The following is an 18,333-nucleotide window of genomic DNA, read 5'->3' on the forward strand; positions in this document are numbered from 1 at the left end:
TCAAAATAGCAAGGGCACTCTGAGAGCTGTGTACTTTGCCCGCCGTCTACCCCCGACACAGGAAAACTCCGCTGGCGGGGTGATAATGGCATTTCGTGACTCACACTTTCGGCTGGACCATTCACGGAGACGGGCGCACTGTGCGCCCCGGGGCTGTTGTCGCCCCGGACGAGCGGCTGAGCTGGCCGCGCACCATCGGCATCGGCATGCAGCACGTGGTAGCCATGTTCGGCGCCACACTACTGGTGCCCACCCTGACAGGATTCCCGGTGAACACCACACTGCTGTTCTCCGGCCTGGGCACCATTATCTTTTTGCTGATCACCCGCAACAAAGTCCCCAGCTACCTGGGCTCGTCCTTCGCGTTTATCGCACCACTGACGGCCTCACAGCAGTACGGCGTCGGCGCGCAGCTGGGCGGAGTGCTGCTGACCGGTGTGGCGCTCATCCTCGTCGGCATCGTCGTCGAATGGGCGGGCAAGCGCGTCATCGACGCGGTGATGCCGCCTGTGGTGACTGGCGCCATCGTCGCGCTCATCGGCTTCAACCTCGCGCCAACTGCGGTCTCAAACGTGCAAACCCAACCCTGGGTGGCGGCGGTGACACTGTTGACGGTTGTGGTGGTCACCGTGGCCACCCGCGGACTGCTCTCTCGCTTGTCCATCCTCGCCGGTGTGCTTGCCGGATGGCTGTTCGCCGCTTTGACGGGTGGCTTGGGCGACGACGCGCTGCAAACCATCGGCGACGCGCCGTGGATCGGACTGCCACAGTTCCACAGCCCGGAGTTCCACGTTTCCGCGGTGCTGGTGACTCTGCCCGTGTTGGTCGTGCTAATCGCGGAGAACGTCGGCCACGTCAAGGCTGTGTCCGAGATGACTGGGCGCAACCTCGACGACATGCAGGGCCGCGCGCTGATCGGCGACGGCATTGCCACCACGCTCGCCGGCGGTTTCGGCGGCTCCGGCACCACCACGTACGCGGAGAACATCGGAGTAATGGCGGCGACGAAGGTGTACTCCACAGCCGCGTACTGGGTCGCCGCCGCGTTTGCGATCGTGCTGGCGTTCATCCCGAAGTTCGGCGCCGTGATCTTCACCATCCCAGCTGGTGTGCTCGGCGGCGCGTGCCTGGTCCTCTACGGGCTCATCGGCATGCTGGGCGTGCGCATCTGGCAGGACAACAAGGTGGACTTCACCGATCCCGCGAACCTGACGGCGGCCGCGGTTGCGCTGATTGTGGGCATCGGCAACCTCACCCTGGATGTGGGCGCTGTGACGTTAGAAGGCATCGCGCTGGGCTCGGTTGGCATCATCGTGATCTACCCGCTGATGCGCTGGGCGTACGACACGTTAGGGGAGGGGCAGTACCGCAAGGACTTCGAGGTGCCGAAGCCGTCCACCTTCTAGCGGGCGGTCATCACTGCACATGAAAACGCCCGGGCGACGTATGCCCGGGCGTGAGCTCGTCGTAAAGCGAAGAGTGCTTACTCCTCGTCGAGGTTCTGCTCGATCAGGGCCGCAATCTTCTCGACGGCGTCGGCGTTGTCGGAAGTGACGGTGACCTCGTCGCCGTGCTCCGCACCCATCGCCATAATCATCAGCGAGGAAGCGGCGTCCGTCTCGTCGTCATCATCGCCGCCGACAAGGGTCAGCAGAATCTCATCATCGTACTCGCCGGCAGCGTCCGCGATCACCGTGGCCGGGCGTGCGTGCAGCCCGACGGTGGAACCGACCTTCACAGTCTTGGAAGCCATTCGGGTGTCCTTTCCTTTGTTTTTCATTCAGGTCTGCAACGAGTGTAGGTCGCAAACTGGCGAAGATGCCACCATATTCGCGCAGAAAGTCACAGAGCGCCCCAGCGGAACGCGCGGGGCGAGACACTACTAGGCTGCTAGGGCTGCGCGAGCACGACCTCAATACCGTGCGAACGTAGCTCATCCACGAAGGCAGAGGGCGCTTCGGCGTCCGTGATCACCACATCAATATCCGTCAGCGGCGCGAAGCTCACCACGTAGTCGTTGCCCAGTTTCGTGGAATCGCACAACACGACAACCCTGCGGGCGTTGGTCACCATTGCAGCTTTCACCGCAGCCTCTTGGGCGTCCACGGTGGATAGGCCGTGGCCGATGGACAACGCGTTAGTGCCCACGAACGCCACGTCGGCGCGCAAAAGCGCGAGGGTGCGAAGCGCGGTACTGCCGACGACTGCCTGACTGATCGGCCGGACACTGCCACCGAGCAGCTGCACGTCGTGCAACCCGGAATCGCTCAGCTCCAAGGCGGTCGGGATGGAATTGGTCACTACCGAGTACTCCCGACTCCCGCGGGTCTCCGCCAGACGCTTGCCCAAGCTGCTGATCGTTGTGCCCGAGTCCAAGAAGATAGTGCAGCTTTGCGTATCGGGCACGAACTTCAGCGCAGTCTCTGCAATCGCGGCTTTGGCCGCAAGGGAGGCGCGTTGCCGGGCATCCAGCGGGATTTCAGTAGAACGGTAGGACTGACTCGCAACCGCGCCGCCGTGGACGCGGTGCACCACGCCCTCGTCGTGCAACGCCGAAAGGTCACGCCGGATCGTCTCCGCGGTGACGTTGAAGCGCTGCGCCAACTCAGTGACAATGACGCGGCCTTCAACTGCGGTCAAAGACGCAATCTGGCGTCTACGCTCCTCGGCGTACATCGATCTCCTGCGATTCTGGCTGTGCTGTATCCGGTTTGTGTGTAAACGGTGCAAACGCACCGATTACAGAGTACGGAACACCGAAATAACTCGCCCCATGATCTCCGCCTCATCGCCCTTGATCGGCTCGAAGGCATCGTTGTGGGGCAAGAGCCACACGCCGGTGGAATCGCGGTGGAACTCCTTGACCGTCGCCTCACCGTCCAGAAGTGCTGCGACGAACTCGCCTTCCTCCGCATTCGGCTGGGAGCGGACAACCACCCAGTCGCCGTCGAGGATTCCCGCCTCGCGCATGGACTCGCCGACGACTTTGAGCATGAACACATCGCCGTCGCCGAGCAACTCCTCGGGCAGCGGGTAGTAGGTGTCCACATTCTCCTCAGCGAGGATCGGTGCACCTGCCGCGATCTGACCAACCACCGGCACGTAGCGGGCATTGCCGGAATCCTCCGGCTTCGCCTCCTGCGGTTTGCGCTTCTTGCGCCCGGTCTCTGGCATTTGACGCAGATCCACGGCACGCGGCTTGTTCGGATCGCGGCGAAGGAACCCCTTCTTCTCCAATTCCTTGAGCTGGTACGCGACAGAGGATGTGGACTGCAAACCCGCCGCGTCACCGATCTCGCGGATGCTTGGCGGGTAGCCGCGCAGGACTACAGCGTCTTGGATCACCTGGAGGATGCGGCGCTGACGGTCAGACAGCGCGTTGTAATCCGGGTTGCCTGGATCGGACTTCTTTCGTGCCATGACGTTCTCCTTGGACTCGGCGGTGTGATGCGCCTACGAACCTACCAGATAGGGCACTTATGTTCGATGGTTGCAAACATTGGGTGGACACGGGTCGGGCGCAATGCTATAAATCGAACACGTAAGCGTATTCGAACATATGAACGTTATGGCATTCGAACGTGTCGGCACCGTACGTAAAGTGTGCCGCAGAAAGAAGGGAGACGCACTATGTCCGTTGCAATCAATCCAGTACACAACACATTCGTATCGCGCTCCGGCGCCGCATCTGTAGTTCCCCCGGCAGAGGTGTGGGACGTTGATTCTGTGTCAAAGCGTCGGTCGGGCGGCGCCGGTGTTCGAGCGATTTCTACTTCCCATCGAACGGATGCGCGCTCGATCCGTAGTGAAGTTTTGGACGGTCCCTCTGATGCGAATCCGTTCGAAACACGGCACGAGACGCGCGATACGGTCCTGCTTGGCGTGTGCATGACTGCAGCGTTGCTTATCGGTTCCGCGTTCGGCGGTGTCTTTTCTGCGCAGGACGAGGATCCGTCCTCGATGACCCATGGCCAGGCGGCCGACGCCGCCGCAGTGGCAACTGCGCGCTAGACAAGGCGTAGACTCACGGCTACGCCAAGCCTTGAATACTCTAGGGGTGGAGATCCGTGTTTTGTCCCTTTTGCCACAACGAACAATCTCGTGTGACTGACTCGCGGCTGGTCGAAGCCGGCTCCGCCATTCGGCGGCGCAGAGAGTGCACTGAGTGCGGGGGGCGTTTCACCACGATAGAAAAGGCCGTGCTGACCGTTGTGAAACGCAACGGCGTGAGTGAACCGTTCGATCGCGACAAGCTTATCGTCGGCGTGCGTCGAGCATGCCAGGGCCGAGATGTCACCGACGACGCATTGAAACGCCTTGCCCAAGAAGTCGAAGAAACCGTGCGCGCGCAAGGAAGCTCGCAAGTGCCCGCCCACGAGATCGGTTTGGCCGTCCTTGAGCCGCTTCGCGCCCTCGACGAGGTGGCGTACTTGCGTTTCGCGTCCGTGTACAAGTCTTTCGAAAGCGCGGACGACTTCGAGTCCGAAATCCGGCTCATGCGCCGCCGCGACCGCGAAGACTTCTAACCCACGCTTTCGCAGCTAACGCAGCGCGTCAATCTTCTTCTCAATGCGGCGCTGGCTCACCGGCTTCGGCGTTCCCAGCCGCTGCGCAAACAAGCTCACACGCAGCTCCTCAATCAGCCACAAAATGTCCTTGTACGCCTTCGTCTTCGTGCGGCCAGCGGGCAACGCCTTCATGCGTTGGGCCAAATAGGCCTTCACCGAGTCAACCACCGACTGCCTGTCGGCGTCGCGGTCTGGATCCAGGCGCATGTCCTCCAACCGGATCCGCATTGCGTCGATGTAGCGGGGCAGATGCTGCAAGTGCCCGATGCCGTGGACAGTCACCGCATGCTTCGGCAGGAAGAACTGCAGCTGCGACCGCATGTCGTCGATAGCCGGGCCCTCCCATTGCTGGAGTTCCGCGGCGATGTTCGCGTACTCCGCGAGCGCGGGCGCCAGCGTCACCACCACGCGGCGCACCCCACCAGCGACCTGGGGTTTGATTTCGTCTACGAGCGCGCCGAACTCTTCGGGGGAGCGCACCGGCCCGCCGGAGGAGAACATCAGGTCGCGGATCACCGCGACGCGGGCATCCTCCACAAGCCCTGCGGCGCCGCCGTGCGGGTAACGGTCCACCGCGACCTTCTGGCGCAGCGGCAGCCCCTTCGTCATCTGCCCGGCGTTGACCGTGATCTCGCGCAACAGCAACGTCAGTGTTGCCGTAACCATGGAGGCGTCCGCGGCGGCCTTCGTCGGGTGCACGGTGACCTTCACGCCGTCCTTGGTGGCCTCGAGTGCCGGGTAGGCGTCAACCTCGTTACCGTCGATAGTCGTGCTTACTGTCTCCGGCACCGCACCGAGTGAATCGGTGGTCCACTTCGCCACGGCGTCCGACTCGGAGGTGCGTCCGGCTTTGGACACCGATGACTTGATCTTGCCAGCCTGGCGGCGCTTTAGCGCGCCGAGATCCGTGTCGTGGTCGACAATCTTCCCGCGGCGGTCAATCGCAGCAAACGTCACCCTCAGATGCTTTGGAAGCGCAGACGGGTTGAAATCGGTGCCGTTGATGCCGCGCCCACCGACGCTGCGCAGCGCATCCGCGAGCGCATCTGCAAACGGGGTTTCGCACAGCTCGTTCTCGTCGGCACCGTCGGCGTCCTGCTGCGCCTGGATTGCGTCGAGGGCTCGCTCAGCGAAGTCAGGCGCCGGCACCACGGTCTTGCGCAGGGCCTTCGGTAGCGTGCGGATGTATTCCGCGGCAAGCTCCGAGCGCAGACCCGGCACCAGCCAGTCAAAACCCTCCGGCCGCAGATTGGCCAAAAGGGGCACGGGAACGTCTACGGTGACGCCGTCGAAAGGATCGCCCGGTTCGAACTTGTAGCGCAGCGCGTAGTCGATAGAGCCTTGACGCCACACCTCGGGGAAGGCGGTGGCGGATGAATCCACGCCCTCGTCGTCGACGAGTGCGGCGGGATCGAAGTCCAGGTAGTGCTTGTCCTCTGCCCGCTTCTTCTTCCACCAGGAGTCGAAATGGCGGGCGGTGGTCACGCTCTTGGGCAGGCGCGAGTCGTAGAACTCAAACAGGGTGTCCTCGTCTACCACCAGGCCGCGCCGGCGCACCTTTTCCTCTACCTCAGCAGCTTCGGCGAGCAGCGCTTCGTTGTGGTCGATGAAGTGGTGGTGGCGGTTCCAATCGCCCTCGAGCAGGGCGTGGCGGATAAACATGTTGCGCGCGCCTTCTGCGTCCACACGGTGGTACGGCACAAGACGGTCGCGCACGATGGTCACGCCGTAGAGCATCGACTTTTGGTGCACCATGGCGGCCGAACGCTTCCGCGACCATACTGGTTCGGAATAGCTGTGCTTCATCAGTTCGCCCGCTGTCGTTTCCACCCAGGCGGGCTCGATTTTCGCTACGTCGCGCGCCCACAGGCGTGAGGTCTCCACCAGCTCGGCGGCCATGAGGAACTCTGGGGGCTTTTTGCTGAGCGACGACCCCGGGAACACCAAAAACCGCGTTCCGCGCGCCCCCTGGAATTCCTTCGAATTGCCGTCACGGGCACCGATGTTGGACAACAGTCCGGTCAAAAGCGACTTGTGGATTGCGTCGGCGTCGCGCTCACCAGCGACGTTTTCGGCGCGCGACCAGCCCAGCTGGCGCTCCACATCGCGCAGCTGCCGCACGAGGTCGAACCATTCGCGGATACGCATGTAGTGCAAGAACTCGCGCTTCATGCGTTTACGAAAGGCGTTGCCGGACAGCTCGTCGCGCGAGTCGCCGATGTAGTCCCACAACTTCAGCGAGGACAGGAAGTCTGAGGTGGTGTCCTTGAACCGGGCGTGAGCTTGGTCGGCTTGGGCCTGGTACTCCAAGGGGCGCTCGCGCACGTCCTGGATGGTCATGCTGGCCACGATCACGGTGACGTCGTCGAGCACGCCGAGCCGGTTGGCCTCCACCAGCATGCGCGCCATCTTTGGATCCACCGGGATGCGAGCGATGTCGCGTCCAACCGCGGTGAGCACGGGTGCACCGTCGCGCTCCTTGTCCGAGATTGCGCCGAGTTCGTGCAGGAGCAGCAACCCGTCGCGCACGGCCTTTCTATCCGGCGGCTGAATGAAGGGGAAGTCGTTGATGTCGCCCAAGCGCAGGGAGATCATTTGCAGCACAACGGAGGCCAGGTTGGTGCGCAGGATTTCCGGGTCGGTGAACTCGGGGCGCGCCTCGAAGTTGTCCTCGGAGTACAGACGGATGGCCACGCCGTCTGCGATGCGGCCGGAGCGGCCGGAGCGCTGGTTGGCGGAGGCCTGTGAAATTTCCTCGATGGGCAGACGCTGCACCTTGGTACGGGTGGAGTAGCGCGAGATGCGCGCCAAACCGGTGTCCACCACGTAGTGGATTCCCGGCACGGTCAGCGACGTTTCCGCGATGTTGGTGGACAGCACGATGCGCCGGCCGGAGTGCGGGGCAAAGACTCGGTGCTGCTCCGCGTTGGACAGGCGGCCGAACAGAGGCACGACTTCCACGCCGCGCCAGTGCTGTTTTTCAATGGCTTCCATGCAGTCGCGGATGTCACGCTCGGAGGCGAAGAAGCACAAGATGTCGCCGTCGCCCTCGCGCATGAGTTCCTTGCAGGCGTCGACCACACCGTCGATCATGTCGGTGTCGATCTCCTTGATCGAGCCGTCTTTGCCCTGCACCTGCTCCACCAGCGGGCGGTAGCGGATCTCCACCGGGTAGGTGCGGCCGGAGACCTCGATGATGGGGGCGGGGTTGCCCTCGGCGTCGGCGAAGTGCTCCGCGAACGCCTCCGGGTCAATGGTTGCGGAGGTGACAATCACCTTCAGATCCGGGCGCTTCGGCAGCAGCCGCTTCAAGTACCCGAGCAGAAAATCGATGTTCAGCGAACGCTCGTGCGCCTCATCGATGATGATCGTGTCGTAGGCGTTTAAGAACCTGTCGCGCTGCATCTCAGCGAGCAGGATGCCGTCCGTCATCAGCTTCACTGCGGTGGAGTCGGAGACACGGTCGTCGAAGCGGATGGCGTAGCCGACGGATTCGCCGATGTCCTGCCCCAACTCGTCGGCGATGCGCTCCGCCACCGTGCGTGCGGCCAGCCTGCGCGGCTGGGTGTGCCCGATCAGGCCGCGGCGGCCCCGGCCCAACTCCAGCAGCATCTTCGGAATCTGGGTTGTCTTGCCGGAACCGGTCTCGCCCGCGATGACCACGACCTGGTTGTCGCGCACCAGCTCCATGATGTCCTCGCGCCGTGCAGAGACGGGAAGCTGGTCCGGGTACGCGATCTCGGGGATGAGGGCAGCGCGCTTAGCGACGGCAGCTTTCGCCTTGTCCACGTCCGCGCCAATCGCCTTCAAGGCCCCTGGGGAATTGGCCTTCTTCAGCCGCCGGCGGAACCTGCGCACGTCCGCGATCGGGACGCCGTCGAGCGCTTCGTACAGCTGCGGCTTCGTGGGAGGCGACGTTGGGGATTCGGGGGATGCGTGCTCATTCATAACCAGACCGCGAGTCTAGCGCGGCAGCAGCTTGCGGTTCGATTCCGTCGCTTCCTCGAAGGCGCGGGTGATCAACTCGCCGAGCTGCTCGAACTCCGGACGACGCCGCGATGAGGCCCGCATGGCTAGCCCCACGGTACGCTTCGCGTCCACGCCGGGGCCGAACGTGGCAACAGCGATGCCGGGGCGCTCGCACTCTGCGGACAGTGCCGAGACGGGCACCAGCGTGGAGCCGAGCCCGGCTACGACCAGCTGCACGACCGTGGTCAGCGATGCGGCGCGGGTAACCGACTGTGCGCCGGGGGAGCGGTTAACCTCGGCTATCTTGCACAGCTCCACAATCTGGTCGCGGAGGCAATGCCCGTCGTCCAGCAACAGCAGTTCGAGGTCGTGCAGCGCATTGAGGTCGAGATCTTTGCGTCCGGCCATTGGGTTGTCGGGGGAGGTGACAACGGCGAAGGTTTCGTCGTACAGCGGGATTTCCGAAACCCCGGTGGCGCCGGTCGGGGTGGCGAGCACTGCGACGTCGATTTGGCCGTCGCGAAGCCGCTGCAGCAGCTCCTCGGTCTGGTTCTCCACGATGCGCGGCTCCAAGTCCGGGTACTCATCTTCCAAAAGCTTCAGCAGCGTCGGCAGGATATATGGCGCGATGGTGGGGATCACGCCGATGTTCAGCGGCCCGGACAGTACCCCCAGAGCGCCGCGGGATTGCGCCACGAACGCGTCCGCCGCTTCTAGCGTTGCTTTGGCAAAGGGGAGGAGCTCCTCGCCGGTGGGGGTGACGATGACGCGCCGGGTGGAGCGTTCGATCAGCTGGATACCCAGTCCGGCTTCCAAGGCGGCGAGGGCTTGCGACAGGGACGGCTGCGAGATGCCGAGCTTGTTCGCCGCGGAGACGAAGTGCTTTTGCTCGGCGACGGTGACAAATGTCCGGAGCTGAGCGAGCGTCGGTTTATACTCTCTATTGGTCATGCCTATGAACCTACACGAAGTTCATAAGTTTTTACGTTGAAAGCCGGGGCGATCTATGTCATACTGGTTGCTGTCCGTTGAAAAATCCCTTTGACCAGTTTCTTTGGAGGAATTTCTATGCCGATCATGACTGTTGGAGAGCGTTTCCCGGAGTTCGACCTCGTCGCGCTGAAGGGCGGCAACCTGAAGGAAGCTAACGCGTCTTCCCCGGACGACTACTTCGAGAACGTGTCGCTGGACAAGTACGAGGGCAAGTGGAAGATCGTCTTCTTCTACCCGAAGGACTTCACCTTCGTCTGCCCGACCGAGATCGCCGCATTCGGCAGGCTCAACGAGGAGTTCGAGGACCGCGACACCCAGGTGCTCGGCGGCTCCACCGACAACGAGTACTCCCACTTCAACTGGCGCGCGACCCACGAGGACCTGCTGGATGTCCCGTTCCCGATGTTCGCTGATGTGCGCCACGACCTGATTCGCGCACTCGGCGTCGAGAACGCTGACGGCGTTGCAGACCGCGCAACCTTCATCATTGATCCGGACGGTGTTATCCAGTTCGTCTCGGTCACCCCGGACGCGGTCGGCCGCAACGTCGACGAGGTTCTGCGTGTGCTCGACGCACTGCAGTCCGAGGAAGTCTGCGCCTGCGACTGGCAGAAGAACGACCCGACCAAGAACATCGACAAGATGGCCGTGGTCCAGGAGTCCCTGAAGTAAAACCCCCTGTTTTAGTCAACCCCGTCCGGCAAAGGAGAACACGATGTCCATTGAGAACCTGCGCGGCGCACTGCCCGAGTACGCGAAGGACCAGAAGCTCAACCTCGGTTCGCTGACCCGCTCCACCGAGCTCAGCGAGCAGCAGCTTTGGGGTACCTTGCTCGCATCCGCGGCAGCGACCCGCAACGCGAAGGTCATCGCAGAGATCGCTGAGGAAGCCAAGGAGCACCTCTCCGACGAGGCGGTGGAGGCCGCATACGGCGCCGCCACCGTTATGGCGATGAACAACGTCGCCTACCGCGCCAAGGGCTGGCTCGGCGACGACTACGCCAACGTGAAGTTTGGCCTGCGCATGAACATCATCTCGAAGCCGGGCGTGGAAAAGGCCGACTTCGAGCTGTGGTCGCTCGCAGTTTCCGCCATCAACGGCTGCGAGCACTGCGCCGTGGCACACGCCAACATCGTCCGCGAGGAGGGCGTGACCAAGGAGCAGGTCTGGGAGGCCGTCAAGGTCGCAGGCGTCGTCCAGGCAGTGGCTCAGGCGCTGACCATCGAGGACGCCCGCTAAGCATCGAGCTTGACGACGGCAAAACCTCCGGCAGGATCCCGCAATCTGCGGGGAACTGCCGGAGGTTTCGCCGTGAAGCGGGCCTTTTACAGCGGGCTCAGCACGTTCGTGGTCAAGGAGAACAAATCCTTTGGATCTTCCGGATCCGCGACCAGGTCGATGAACTCCTGGAACTCGGTGCCCGCCACAGAATCGCGCAGGTAGCGCAGCGCGGAGAAATCCTCGATGGCGAAGCCGACGGAGTCGAACAGGGTGATCTCCTCGTCGCTAGTGCGGCCCTCGTGCTTGCCGGCAATGACCTTCCACAGCTCCACGACCTCGAAGTTGTCGTCCTTGTTCTGGATCTCGCCCTCGATGCGAGTCTGCGGCGGGAACTCGACGAACACGGTGGCGTCGTCGAGGATTCGCGCATCCAGCTCAGTCTTGCCGGGGCAGTCGCCCCCGACGCCGTTGAGGTGCACGCCGGGGCGGACAAGCGAGTAGTCCAGGATCGTGTTCTGGGCCTTATCCGCAGTGCAGGTGGTGATGATGTCAGCGCCTTCGACCGCGTCCTCGACGCTGGCGGCCATGTAGACCTCGATGCCGAGCGGCTCGATGTTCCGGCGGAATTTCTCCATCGCATCCGGATCGATATCGAAGATGCGCACACGCTCGATGCCCAGCGCCGCACGGAAGCCCAGCGCCTGGAATTCGGATTGTGAGCCTGCGCCAATCATCGCCATGACCTCGGAATCCTTACGTGCGAGGTACTTCGCTGCCATTGCGGAGGTGGCGGCGGTGCGCAGCGCGGTCAGCAGCGTCATCTCAGCCTCGAAGGTGGGGTAGCCGTTGTCCACATCCGCCAGCACGCCGAACGCGGTGACGGTCTGGTAGCCGCGGGCCGGGTTGGACGGGTGGCCATTGACGTACTTGAACGCGTACTCGTTGGAATCCGAAGTGGGCATGAGCTCAATCACGCCGATGGGGGTGTGGCTGGCCACGCGCGGGATCTTGTCAAAGCTTTCCCAGCGCACGAAGTCCTCTTCGATGTAGCTCTGGATACCGGCGATGAGTTTCTCCACGCCGTGGTGGTTGATCCAACGGCACATGTTCTTCACGTCTACGAGCTGAGGCATTGATTGTCCTTTCGGGGTTTGGGTTGTCTTAGTTGTTGGATACCTGTGCAGCGGCGCTACGGGCTGCGCCGCGGCGGGTCGATGTCGGGGGCTTGCTCGCCGGTAATCTTCTCGTAGTTCACGTGGGACCGGGAGATGAATTCCACCCGGTCGCGCACCTTGAACCAGCCCCACGCGAGCGCCGGCCACATCAGCAGCGACACCACCAGCGTCCATGTGCCGATGGGGTAGTCGAAGGCCATGAGGACGACGACCAGCACCAAGAACAGCAGGGAGACTATGTCCGTGAACGGGGAGAACCGTGCGCGGTAGTCGGGGCGGGTGTACTTGCCCTGGCGCGCCAGCCGGACAAAACGCATGTGGGACAGCGAGATCGCTGCCCACGAGGCCATCGTGCCCAGCGCCGCGATGTTGAGCACCACCTCGAATGCGGCTTCCGGCACGAAGTAGTTCAGCACCACGCCGAACAGCGCGACACCGGTGGTGAGCAAGATGCCGCCGTAGGGCACGCCGCCCTTGGTCACCTTGCCCGCCCACTGCGGGGCGGAGCCCGCCTTGGACAGCGAGTACATGATGCGGCCGGTGGAGTACAGGCCCGCGTTGAGCGAGGACAGCGCAGCGGTGATGACCACCAGCTGCGTGATGGCACCTGCGTACGGCACGCCGATGGAATCGAAGAAGGTCACAAACGGTGACTCATCGCCCGAGTATTCGGTGTAGGGCAAGAGCATGCACAGCAGCAGGACCGAGCCGAAGTAGAACAGCAGCAAGCGGAAAACGACGGCGTTGATCGCGCGCGGAATGTCCTTCTTCGGGTTCTTCGCTTCGCCAGAGGTGGTGCCGAGCAGCTCAATGCCGGCGAAGGCGAAGACGACACCCTGGATCACAATCAGCGCGGGCAGCACGCCGTTGGGGAACCAGCCGCCGTTGTCCGTGATAAGCGTCAGTCCGGTCATGTCGCCGCTCGGATTGCCGAAGATCACCATGAAGGTGCCCACAGCGAGGAAGGTGAGCAGGAATAGCACCTTGATCAGCGAGAACCAGAACTCCATCTCGCCGAAGAACTTCACCGACACAAGATTCATGCCGGTGACCAGCGCGATAATGATCAGGGCGTAGACCCACTGCGGCACATCGTTGATCCAGCCGTAGTACTGGCCGAACCAGCGGATGTAGATGGCAAGCGCGGTCGCGTCCGCTACCGCGGTGGCGGCCCAGTTGAACCAGTACAGCCAACCGGAGACGTACGCTGCCTTCTCGCCGTAGAACTCGCGGGTGTATGACACGAACGATCCGGAGGTTGGGCGGTGGGCGATCAGCTCGCCCAAGCTGCGCAGGATGAGATAGCCGATGAACCCGCACAGCAGGTACATGAGCGCCAGCGCCGGGCCGGCCGCCTGCAGGCGCGAACCCGCGCCGAGGAACAGACCGGTGCCGATCGCCGAGCCGATGGCGATCATGTTGATCTGACGCGTTGACAGGCCTTTCTGCAGACCCGCGTCTTCGTCGGGGACAACGCCGGCTTTCGGCCGTGACGACGCGTCCGATTGTGGTGGAGGGGCAGTAGTCATCAGGGTGCTCCCTGTGTGTCTAGGTGGACGGGGTCTTAGTTCCGGATGTTGGCCGGATCGTGGATTACGCCGAAGCGGTGCAGCGTCGCTGAGACGGCCTGCTCCAGCAGGTAGGGAAGGAGCTCGCGGCGCCCGTCGATGAGCACGGGCCCGTCGATGACCGCGGTGGCGATGTCGCCGTAGAGCGCCTCGGGTGCCACGCCCACGACGCGGATGCGCTCAGGCGTGCCGGTGACGGCGTGTGCGTCGACGGCGACATCCGCCGCCTCGAGCTCACGGGCAATCGCATCCGGGGCAACCACACGCACCTCGGTGCCGGTGATCGCGGCGGCGAGCAGCTGGCGGTACACCTCTCGCAGCTGGTAGCCCTCGCCCACGTACACCACTACCGGCTCGAGGGTGCTGCGGTAGCGGAAGATGTTGGCCTCCGAGCGCAGACAGGAGTGGTCGTGGCCGCGGCCGAACTCGCTATCCCACGCGCGCTGGTCGTACTCGGCGGCGCGGGAAAGCCAGCCGAAGTCCTCGTCGCTTACGTTGGCGCGAAACGCGTCGAGAAGCTCCTGCACCTTCGCTGAGATGCTCACGCCTAACGACGGCGCCAGCTCCGCCCGCTCCCGCCAGGTGCCCATCTGCGCGACGTAGTTCGGCCCACCAGCCTTCGCGCCGGGCCCCACAGAGGACTTCTTCCAGCCACCGAACGGCTGGCGCTGCACGATCGCGCCCGTGATGCCGCGGTTGACGTAGACATTGCCGGCCTCGACGCGGTCGAGCCACGTGGTGATTTCCTCGCCGTCGAGAGTGTGGATGCCGGCGGTGAGGCCGAAGCCGGTGGAATTCTGCCACTCAATCGCCTCGTCCAAATCCTTGGCGTGCATGATGCCCAGCACCGGGCCGAAGCACTCGTTCTGGTGGTACCAGGAGCCGGGCGTGACGCCGTCGCGGATGCCGGGGGACCAGAACTTGCCCTCATCGTCGAGCTTGCGCGGCTTGAGCAACCACGTCTCGCCCGGCTCCAGCGTGGTCAGGCCGCGCTCGAGCTTCTCGCCCGGGGCCTCGATCAGGCCGTTCATCGTGGTGGACAAGTCTGTGCCTGGGCCCACCACCAGGGTGGAGGCGGCGTCAAGCAGCTGGTGTATCAAGCGGTCGGATTCGCCGGCGGAGCCGACGAGGATGGCCAGCGAGGCTGCGGAACATTTCTGGCCCGAGTGGCCGAAAGCCGACAGGTACAGGTCGTTGACCGCGAGGTCCGGGTCCGCGGATGGGGTGATGATGATCGCGTTCTTTCCGGAGGTCTCCGCCATGACGTTGAGCTTCGGGTTCCAGGACTTGAACAGCTGCGCGGTTTCGGAGGCGCCGGTGAGGATGATGGCGTCCACGGCGTCGTCGGTAAGCAGTGCCTTGCCCGCTTCGCCTTCGTCCGCGCGCACATACTGCACGGTGTCGGCGTTGATGCCCTTGTCAGCGAAGACCGCCTGGATGCAGTCCGCGATGAGCTTCGCGCACTGCGTCACCTGCGGCGCCGGCTTGAGGATGACGGCGGAGCCGGCGGCCAGCGCTGCCACCACGCCGCCGGTTGGGATGGCCACCGGGAAGTTCCACGGCGGGACGACCACGGTGAGCTTGTTCGGCTCGAAGTCCGCGGCGATCTCGTCCAGATGGCGGGCGCTGTCGGCGTAGTAGGTGCAGAAATCGATCGCTTCGGAGATCTCCGGGTCAGACTGGTCCACCGTCTTGCCGGCCTCGTGCGCGGCGACCGCGACGAAGTCGCCGCGGCGGCGCGCAATCTCGTCGCCGATTGCGTCGAGGACGTCCGCGCGCTCGTGCGTGGAAAGCGCGCCCCAGGCCTTCTGCGCTTCCTGGGCGCGCGAGATGTGGTCGGCAATCACGGAGGGATCCGTGATCTCCTCACCGGTATCCACGACTGGCGGGTTTGTCAGGTGCTCGATTGCCCACGCGCGGTTGGCTTCAAGCGCGGGGTCCGTGTCTGGCTCGTTGAAGAAGCGGCCGGTAGTGCCGGCCTCTGCGGCGACTTGGCGCCCGGTCTCGTTGGTGCGGTCCTGCACACGGTTCGGGCCGTTGTGCACGCCCCAGCGATTGTCCACCGCCCAGCGGAAGACGTCCTCCTGCTCCTTAATAGGGTCACGCTTGGCGGTCTTTGGGGCGAACAGGGCATGCAGGAAGTTCTGCGGCGCGGCGTTTTCTTCGAGACGGCGCACGAGGTAGCTCACCGCCACATCGAAGTCTTCCTTGCGCACGACGGGGGTGTACAGAATCTGGCGGCCGTAGGCCTCGCGCACGATCTGCTGCTGCGCCGGCGACATGCCCTGCAGCATCTCCGAGTCGAGCATGCTGGTGACACCGCGGCGCTGCGCCAGCTCGTAGGCCAGTGCGGAGGTGAACAGGTTGTGGGAGGCGATACCGATGGCCACGCTGTCGGCGTACTCGGGGCGGACGATGAAGTCGAGCAGGCGGTAGTAGTTCGCATCCACCTCGTCCTTGGTCAGGTAGGGCGCCTGCGCCCAGCCTTTAACCTCTGCGTGGTGGCGCTCCATGGACAGGTTCGCGCCCTTGACCAGACGGATCTTGATCTTGGAGCCGCCGCCTGCCACGCGCTGCCTCGCAAAGTCGGCGAGATACTCCAGTGCTCCGAGCGTGTCTGGCAGATAGGCCTGCAGCACGATACCGCCCTGATAGTCCTTGAACTCGTCCTCGCTGAGCAGCTGGGTGAACACGTCGAGCGTGAGGTGGAGGTCGTGGTACTCCTCCATGTCCATGTTGATGAACACCTGGGGGCTGCGGTCGCGCGCGGCGCGGTACAGCGGGCGGATGCGGTCTTTGACCAGGCGCACGCACTCGTCGTAGTCCCAGTGATTGAGCTGGGAGACCATGGAAGACGCCTTGACGGACACGTAGGTCACCCGCGGGTTCTTGATCAGGTTCAGGGTGCGCTCCGCGCGGTCCGTCGCTTCCTTCTCGCCGAGCACGGCCTCACCCAGCAGGTTGAGGTTGAGCTGCTCGCCGCGCTTCTCGGCGTTGTCGAGCAGGTTGTTCAACGCGTCGGACTCCGCGTCGAGCACGAGGTGGCCCACCAACTGCCGCAAGCGCATGCGCGCCGCCGGGACAACGACGAAGGGCAGGAACGGGCCGACGAAGGCACCGGCACCGACGAGTAGGGCGTTGATGCGGCCGAGGAAGGAGGCGTCGACGCCCTTGGTGATCGCGCGTAGCGCGTTCGCTGCCACGCGGTTGTCTTCGGGGCGCATCACGCGGTCGACGAAGTCCATAGTGAAGCGGACACCGTTGTCGTCGCGCAGCATCTCAGCGAGTTGCTGTGTCTGGGCATCGTCCGCATCAGCGTCAGCGGTCGCTTCCATCCAGTGATGTGCGCGGGCCACCGCGGCATCGACAACATGGTCGAGGTCAGCGGTGTTCTCCGGCGGGAGCTGGTTGGTGAGCAAGTTCGGCATATGTGTTCCTTACCACTAAAACAGTCCTATGTGACAGCCCACAAACTAATGCAAAACTCCGCGATAGACCACTGTTTTGCAAAAGATTCGCTGCAGACGCACAAAAGCCCCGGAAAACGTAGGTTTCCGGGGCTAAGGGGGGAGGGGGTTAGAGTCCGCCGAAGGGGCCGCGCAGCGGGTCGAACGGCGCGATGGTCTCGTCCACCTCACCGGTCTCAATCTGCTTCGCCAGCATCTTGCCGGACAGCGGTCCGAGGATGATGCCCCACATACCGTGCCCGCCATTGGTGTACACGTTCGGCACCTTGGTTGCGCCCACAAGCGGCAGGCCGTCCGGGGTCACCGGGCGGGAGCCGACCCACTCGTCCTGCCGGTCCTCCCAGTCGATGCCGCGGAAGAAGGGCTTGGTGGTGTGGATCATGGACGCGATGCGCCCTGGCTGGAACGGCTCGTCGGGGCCACGGAACTCCATCGTGCCCGCGATGCGGAACCGGCCCTGGTACGGGGTGCAGGCGATCTTCGGGTCCGGCAGGTACACCGGGCAGGTCGCCGGCTCTGCGGTCTCCACGGAAAAGGAGTAGCCGCGACCTGCCTGGACCAGGGTGGTCACGCCGAGGTCCTTGGCCAGCTTCGGCAGCCAAGCGCCGGTTGCCAGCACGACGTTGTCGGCGTGGAGCCAGTCGCCGGTGGCGAGCTTCACGGCAGGCTTGCGGGTGGAGCTGACCTCGACAACTTCCACGCCTGTGGTGACTTTGCCGCCGCGCTCCACGATGGAGTCCGCAATCGCCTGGCAGTACGGCCCCGGCTCGATGAAGCGTTGGCCGCCCATGCGGTAGGTCGCGCCCACCTTGTCGGTGAGCATCGGGGCGTCCGTGCGGGCGTCGTCTAGCGTGATCTGCTCGAACGGGATGTCCTGGCCGTGGCGCTGCGCGCCTTCGACCTCTTTGAGAAAGCCGCCAGCCTTCTTCTCGTTTTCGAAGCCGATGATGAAAGGGCCTTCGTGGGTGGTGGCCTTGACGCCGCCGGCCTCGAGCTCGTCGAACGCGGCTAGCGCTGCGAGGTCCGCCTTTGTCAGACCCGCCATCGTCTTGTCCCAGGCGCGGCCGGTTGCGTGCGCCATGAAGTTCGCGCAGAACCGCCACAGCTTCGGGTCGATGCGCACCGGCACATCGAGCGCGGCGTGCTTATCAAACAGTGCGGTCGGACCGTACGCCCACAGGCTTGAGTTTGACAGGGGAATGGTCTTACCCGGTGCCAGCCAGCCGGCGTTGCCCCAGGACGATCCAGCTGCGACGTCGATGCGTTCAAGCACCTCCACCTCATGGCCGTACTCCTGTAGATGCCAAGCGGTGGAGAGGCCGGTCATGCCGGCTCCCACGACGATCGTGCGGGTCATTTATGGTCCTCCTC

Annotated in this window: 14 protein-coding genes; 5 read left to right on the plus strand and 9 right to left on the minus strand. The window is 63.8% G+C overall.

Annotation, left to right across the window (positions count from 1 at the left end; genetic code table 11):
* Nucleotides 1-95: 95 nt before the first annotated feature.
* Nucleotides 96-1,406 carry a uracil-xanthine permease family protein gene (locus HMPREF3151_RS05420; protein ID WP_070474245.1) on the plus strand — a complete coding sequence of 437 codons (1,311 nt, stop codon included), beginning with the start codon at nucleotides 96-98 and terminating at the stop codon, nucleotides 1,404-1,406.
* Nucleotides 1,407-1,483: 77 nt separating this feature from the next.
* On the opposite strand, the gene HMPREF3151_RS05425 is transcribed toward HMPREF3151_RS05420, so the two are convergent.
* The 3 genes from HMPREF3151_RS05425 to lexA form a co-directional block, all read right to left on the minus strand.
* Nucleotides 1,484-1,753, minus strand: a complete 270-nt coding sequence (locus HMPREF3151_RS05425; protein WP_070474252.1) for an HPr family phosphocarrier protein — start codon at nucleotides 1,751-1,753, stop codon at nucleotides 1,484-1,486.
* Nucleotides 1,754-1,890: 137 nt separating this feature from the next.
* Nucleotides 1,891-2,676, minus strand: a complete 786-nt coding sequence (locus HMPREF3151_RS05430) for a DeoR/GlpR family DNA-binding transcription regulator (protein WP_070474256.1) — start codon at nucleotides 2,674-2,676, stop codon at nucleotides 1,891-1,893.
* Nucleotides 2,677-2,739: 63 nt separating this feature from the next.
* Entirely contained in the window at nucleotides 2,740-3,420 is a 681-nt protein-coding gene (lexA, locus tag HMPREF3151_RS05435; RefSeq protein WP_070474259.1) for a transcriptional repressor LexA, read from the minus strand.
* Nucleotides 3,421-3,888: 468 nt separating this feature from the next.
* Between lexA and HMPREF3151_RS12215 the strand changes: the two genes are divergently transcribed.
* Both HMPREF3151_RS12215 and nrdR read left to right on the plus strand, forming a co-directional pair.
* A complete protein-coding gene (locus tag HMPREF3151_RS12215; RefSeq protein ID WP_256365526.1) occupies nucleotides 3,889-4,011 on the plus strand; it encodes a hypothetical protein in 123 nt (40 codons plus the stop codon).
* A 56-nt stretch (nucleotides 4,012-4,067) separates the two neighbouring features.
* Nucleotides 4,068-4,526, plus strand: a complete 459-nt coding sequence (nrdR, locus tag HMPREF3151_RS05445; protein WP_070474265.1) for a transcriptional regulator NrdR — start codon at nucleotides 4,068-4,070, stop codon at nucleotides 4,524-4,526.
* A gap of 15 nt (nucleotides 4,527-4,541) precedes the next feature.
* Here the strand turns inward: nrdR and hrpA are convergent, their stop codons facing one another.
* Both hrpA and HMPREF3151_RS05455 read right to left on the minus strand, forming a co-directional pair.
* Nucleotides 4,542-8,516: an ATP-dependent RNA helicase HrpA gene (gene hrpA, locus HMPREF3151_RS05450; protein ID WP_070474268.1), complete on the minus strand. Its 3,975-nt coding sequence runs from the start codon at nucleotides 8,514-8,516 to the stop codon at nucleotides 4,542-4,544.
* A 15-nt stretch (nucleotides 8,517-8,531) separates the two neighbouring features.
* Nucleotides 8,532-9,488 (minus strand): hydrogen peroxide-inducible genes activator, encoded by a 957-nt coding sequence (locus tag HMPREF3151_RS05455; RefSeq protein WP_070474270.1) that lies wholly within the window; start codon nucleotides 9,486-9,488, stop codon nucleotides 8,532-8,534.
* A gap of 117 nt (nucleotides 9,489-9,605) precedes the next feature.
* On the opposite strand from HMPREF3151_RS05455, the gene HMPREF3151_RS05460 reads away from it, so the two are divergent.
* Nucleotides 9,606-10,202, plus strand: coding sequence for a peroxiredoxin (locus tag HMPREF3151_RS05460; RefSeq protein WP_070474272.1), 597 nt, complete (start codon nucleotides 9,606-9,608; stop codon nucleotides 10,200-10,202).
* 43 nt (nucleotides 10,203-10,245) lie between these two features.
* The gene (locus HMPREF3151_RS05465) at nucleotides 10,246-10,770 is read left to right on the plus strand and encodes an alkylhydroperoxidase, AhpD family (RefSeq protein ID WP_070474275.1); all 525 of its coding nucleotides are present in this window, start codon (nucleotides 10,246-10,248) and stop codon (nucleotides 10,768-10,770) included.
* An 86-nt stretch (nucleotides 10,771-10,856) separates the two neighbouring features.
* Here the strand turns inward: HMPREF3151_RS05465 and HMPREF3151_RS05470 are convergent, their stop codons facing one another.
* From HMPREF3151_RS05470 to HMPREF3151_RS05485, 4 genes are all read right to left on the minus strand, one after another.
* Nucleotides 10,857-11,885, minus strand: coding sequence for an ornithine cyclodeaminase (locus tag HMPREF3151_RS05470; RefSeq protein ID WP_070474278.1), 1,029 nt, complete (start codon nucleotides 11,883-11,885; stop codon nucleotides 10,857-10,859).
* 56 nt (nucleotides 11,886-11,941) lie between these two features.
* On the minus strand, nucleotides 11,942-13,456 hold the full coding sequence (locus tag HMPREF3151_RS05475; RefSeq protein ID WP_083290201.1) for an amino acid permease: 1,515 nt from the start codon (nucleotides 13,454-13,456) through the stop codon (nucleotides 11,942-11,944).
* 35 nt (nucleotides 13,457-13,491) lie between these two features.
* A complete protein-coding gene (locus HMPREF3151_RS05480; RefSeq protein WP_070474282.1) occupies nucleotides 13,492-16,923 on the minus strand; it encodes a bifunctional proline dehydrogenase/L-glutamate gamma-semialdehyde dehydrogenase in 3,432 nt (1,143 codons plus the stop codon).
* Between the two features lie 148 nt (nucleotides 16,924-17,071).
* The gene (locus HMPREF3151_RS05485) at nucleotides 17,072-18,319 is read right to left on the minus strand and encodes an NAD(P)/FAD-dependent oxidoreductase (protein ID WP_070474285.1); all 1,248 of its coding nucleotides are present in this window, start codon (nucleotides 18,317-18,319) and stop codon (nucleotides 17,072-17,074) included.
* Between the last annotated feature and the right edge of the window lie 14 nt (nucleotides 18,320-18,333).

It is taken from the genome of Corynebacterium sp. HMSC05H05, assembly GCF_001807265.1.
Taxonomy (GTDB): Bacteria; Actinomycetota; Actinomycetes; order Mycobacteriales; family Mycobacteriaceae; genus Corynebacterium.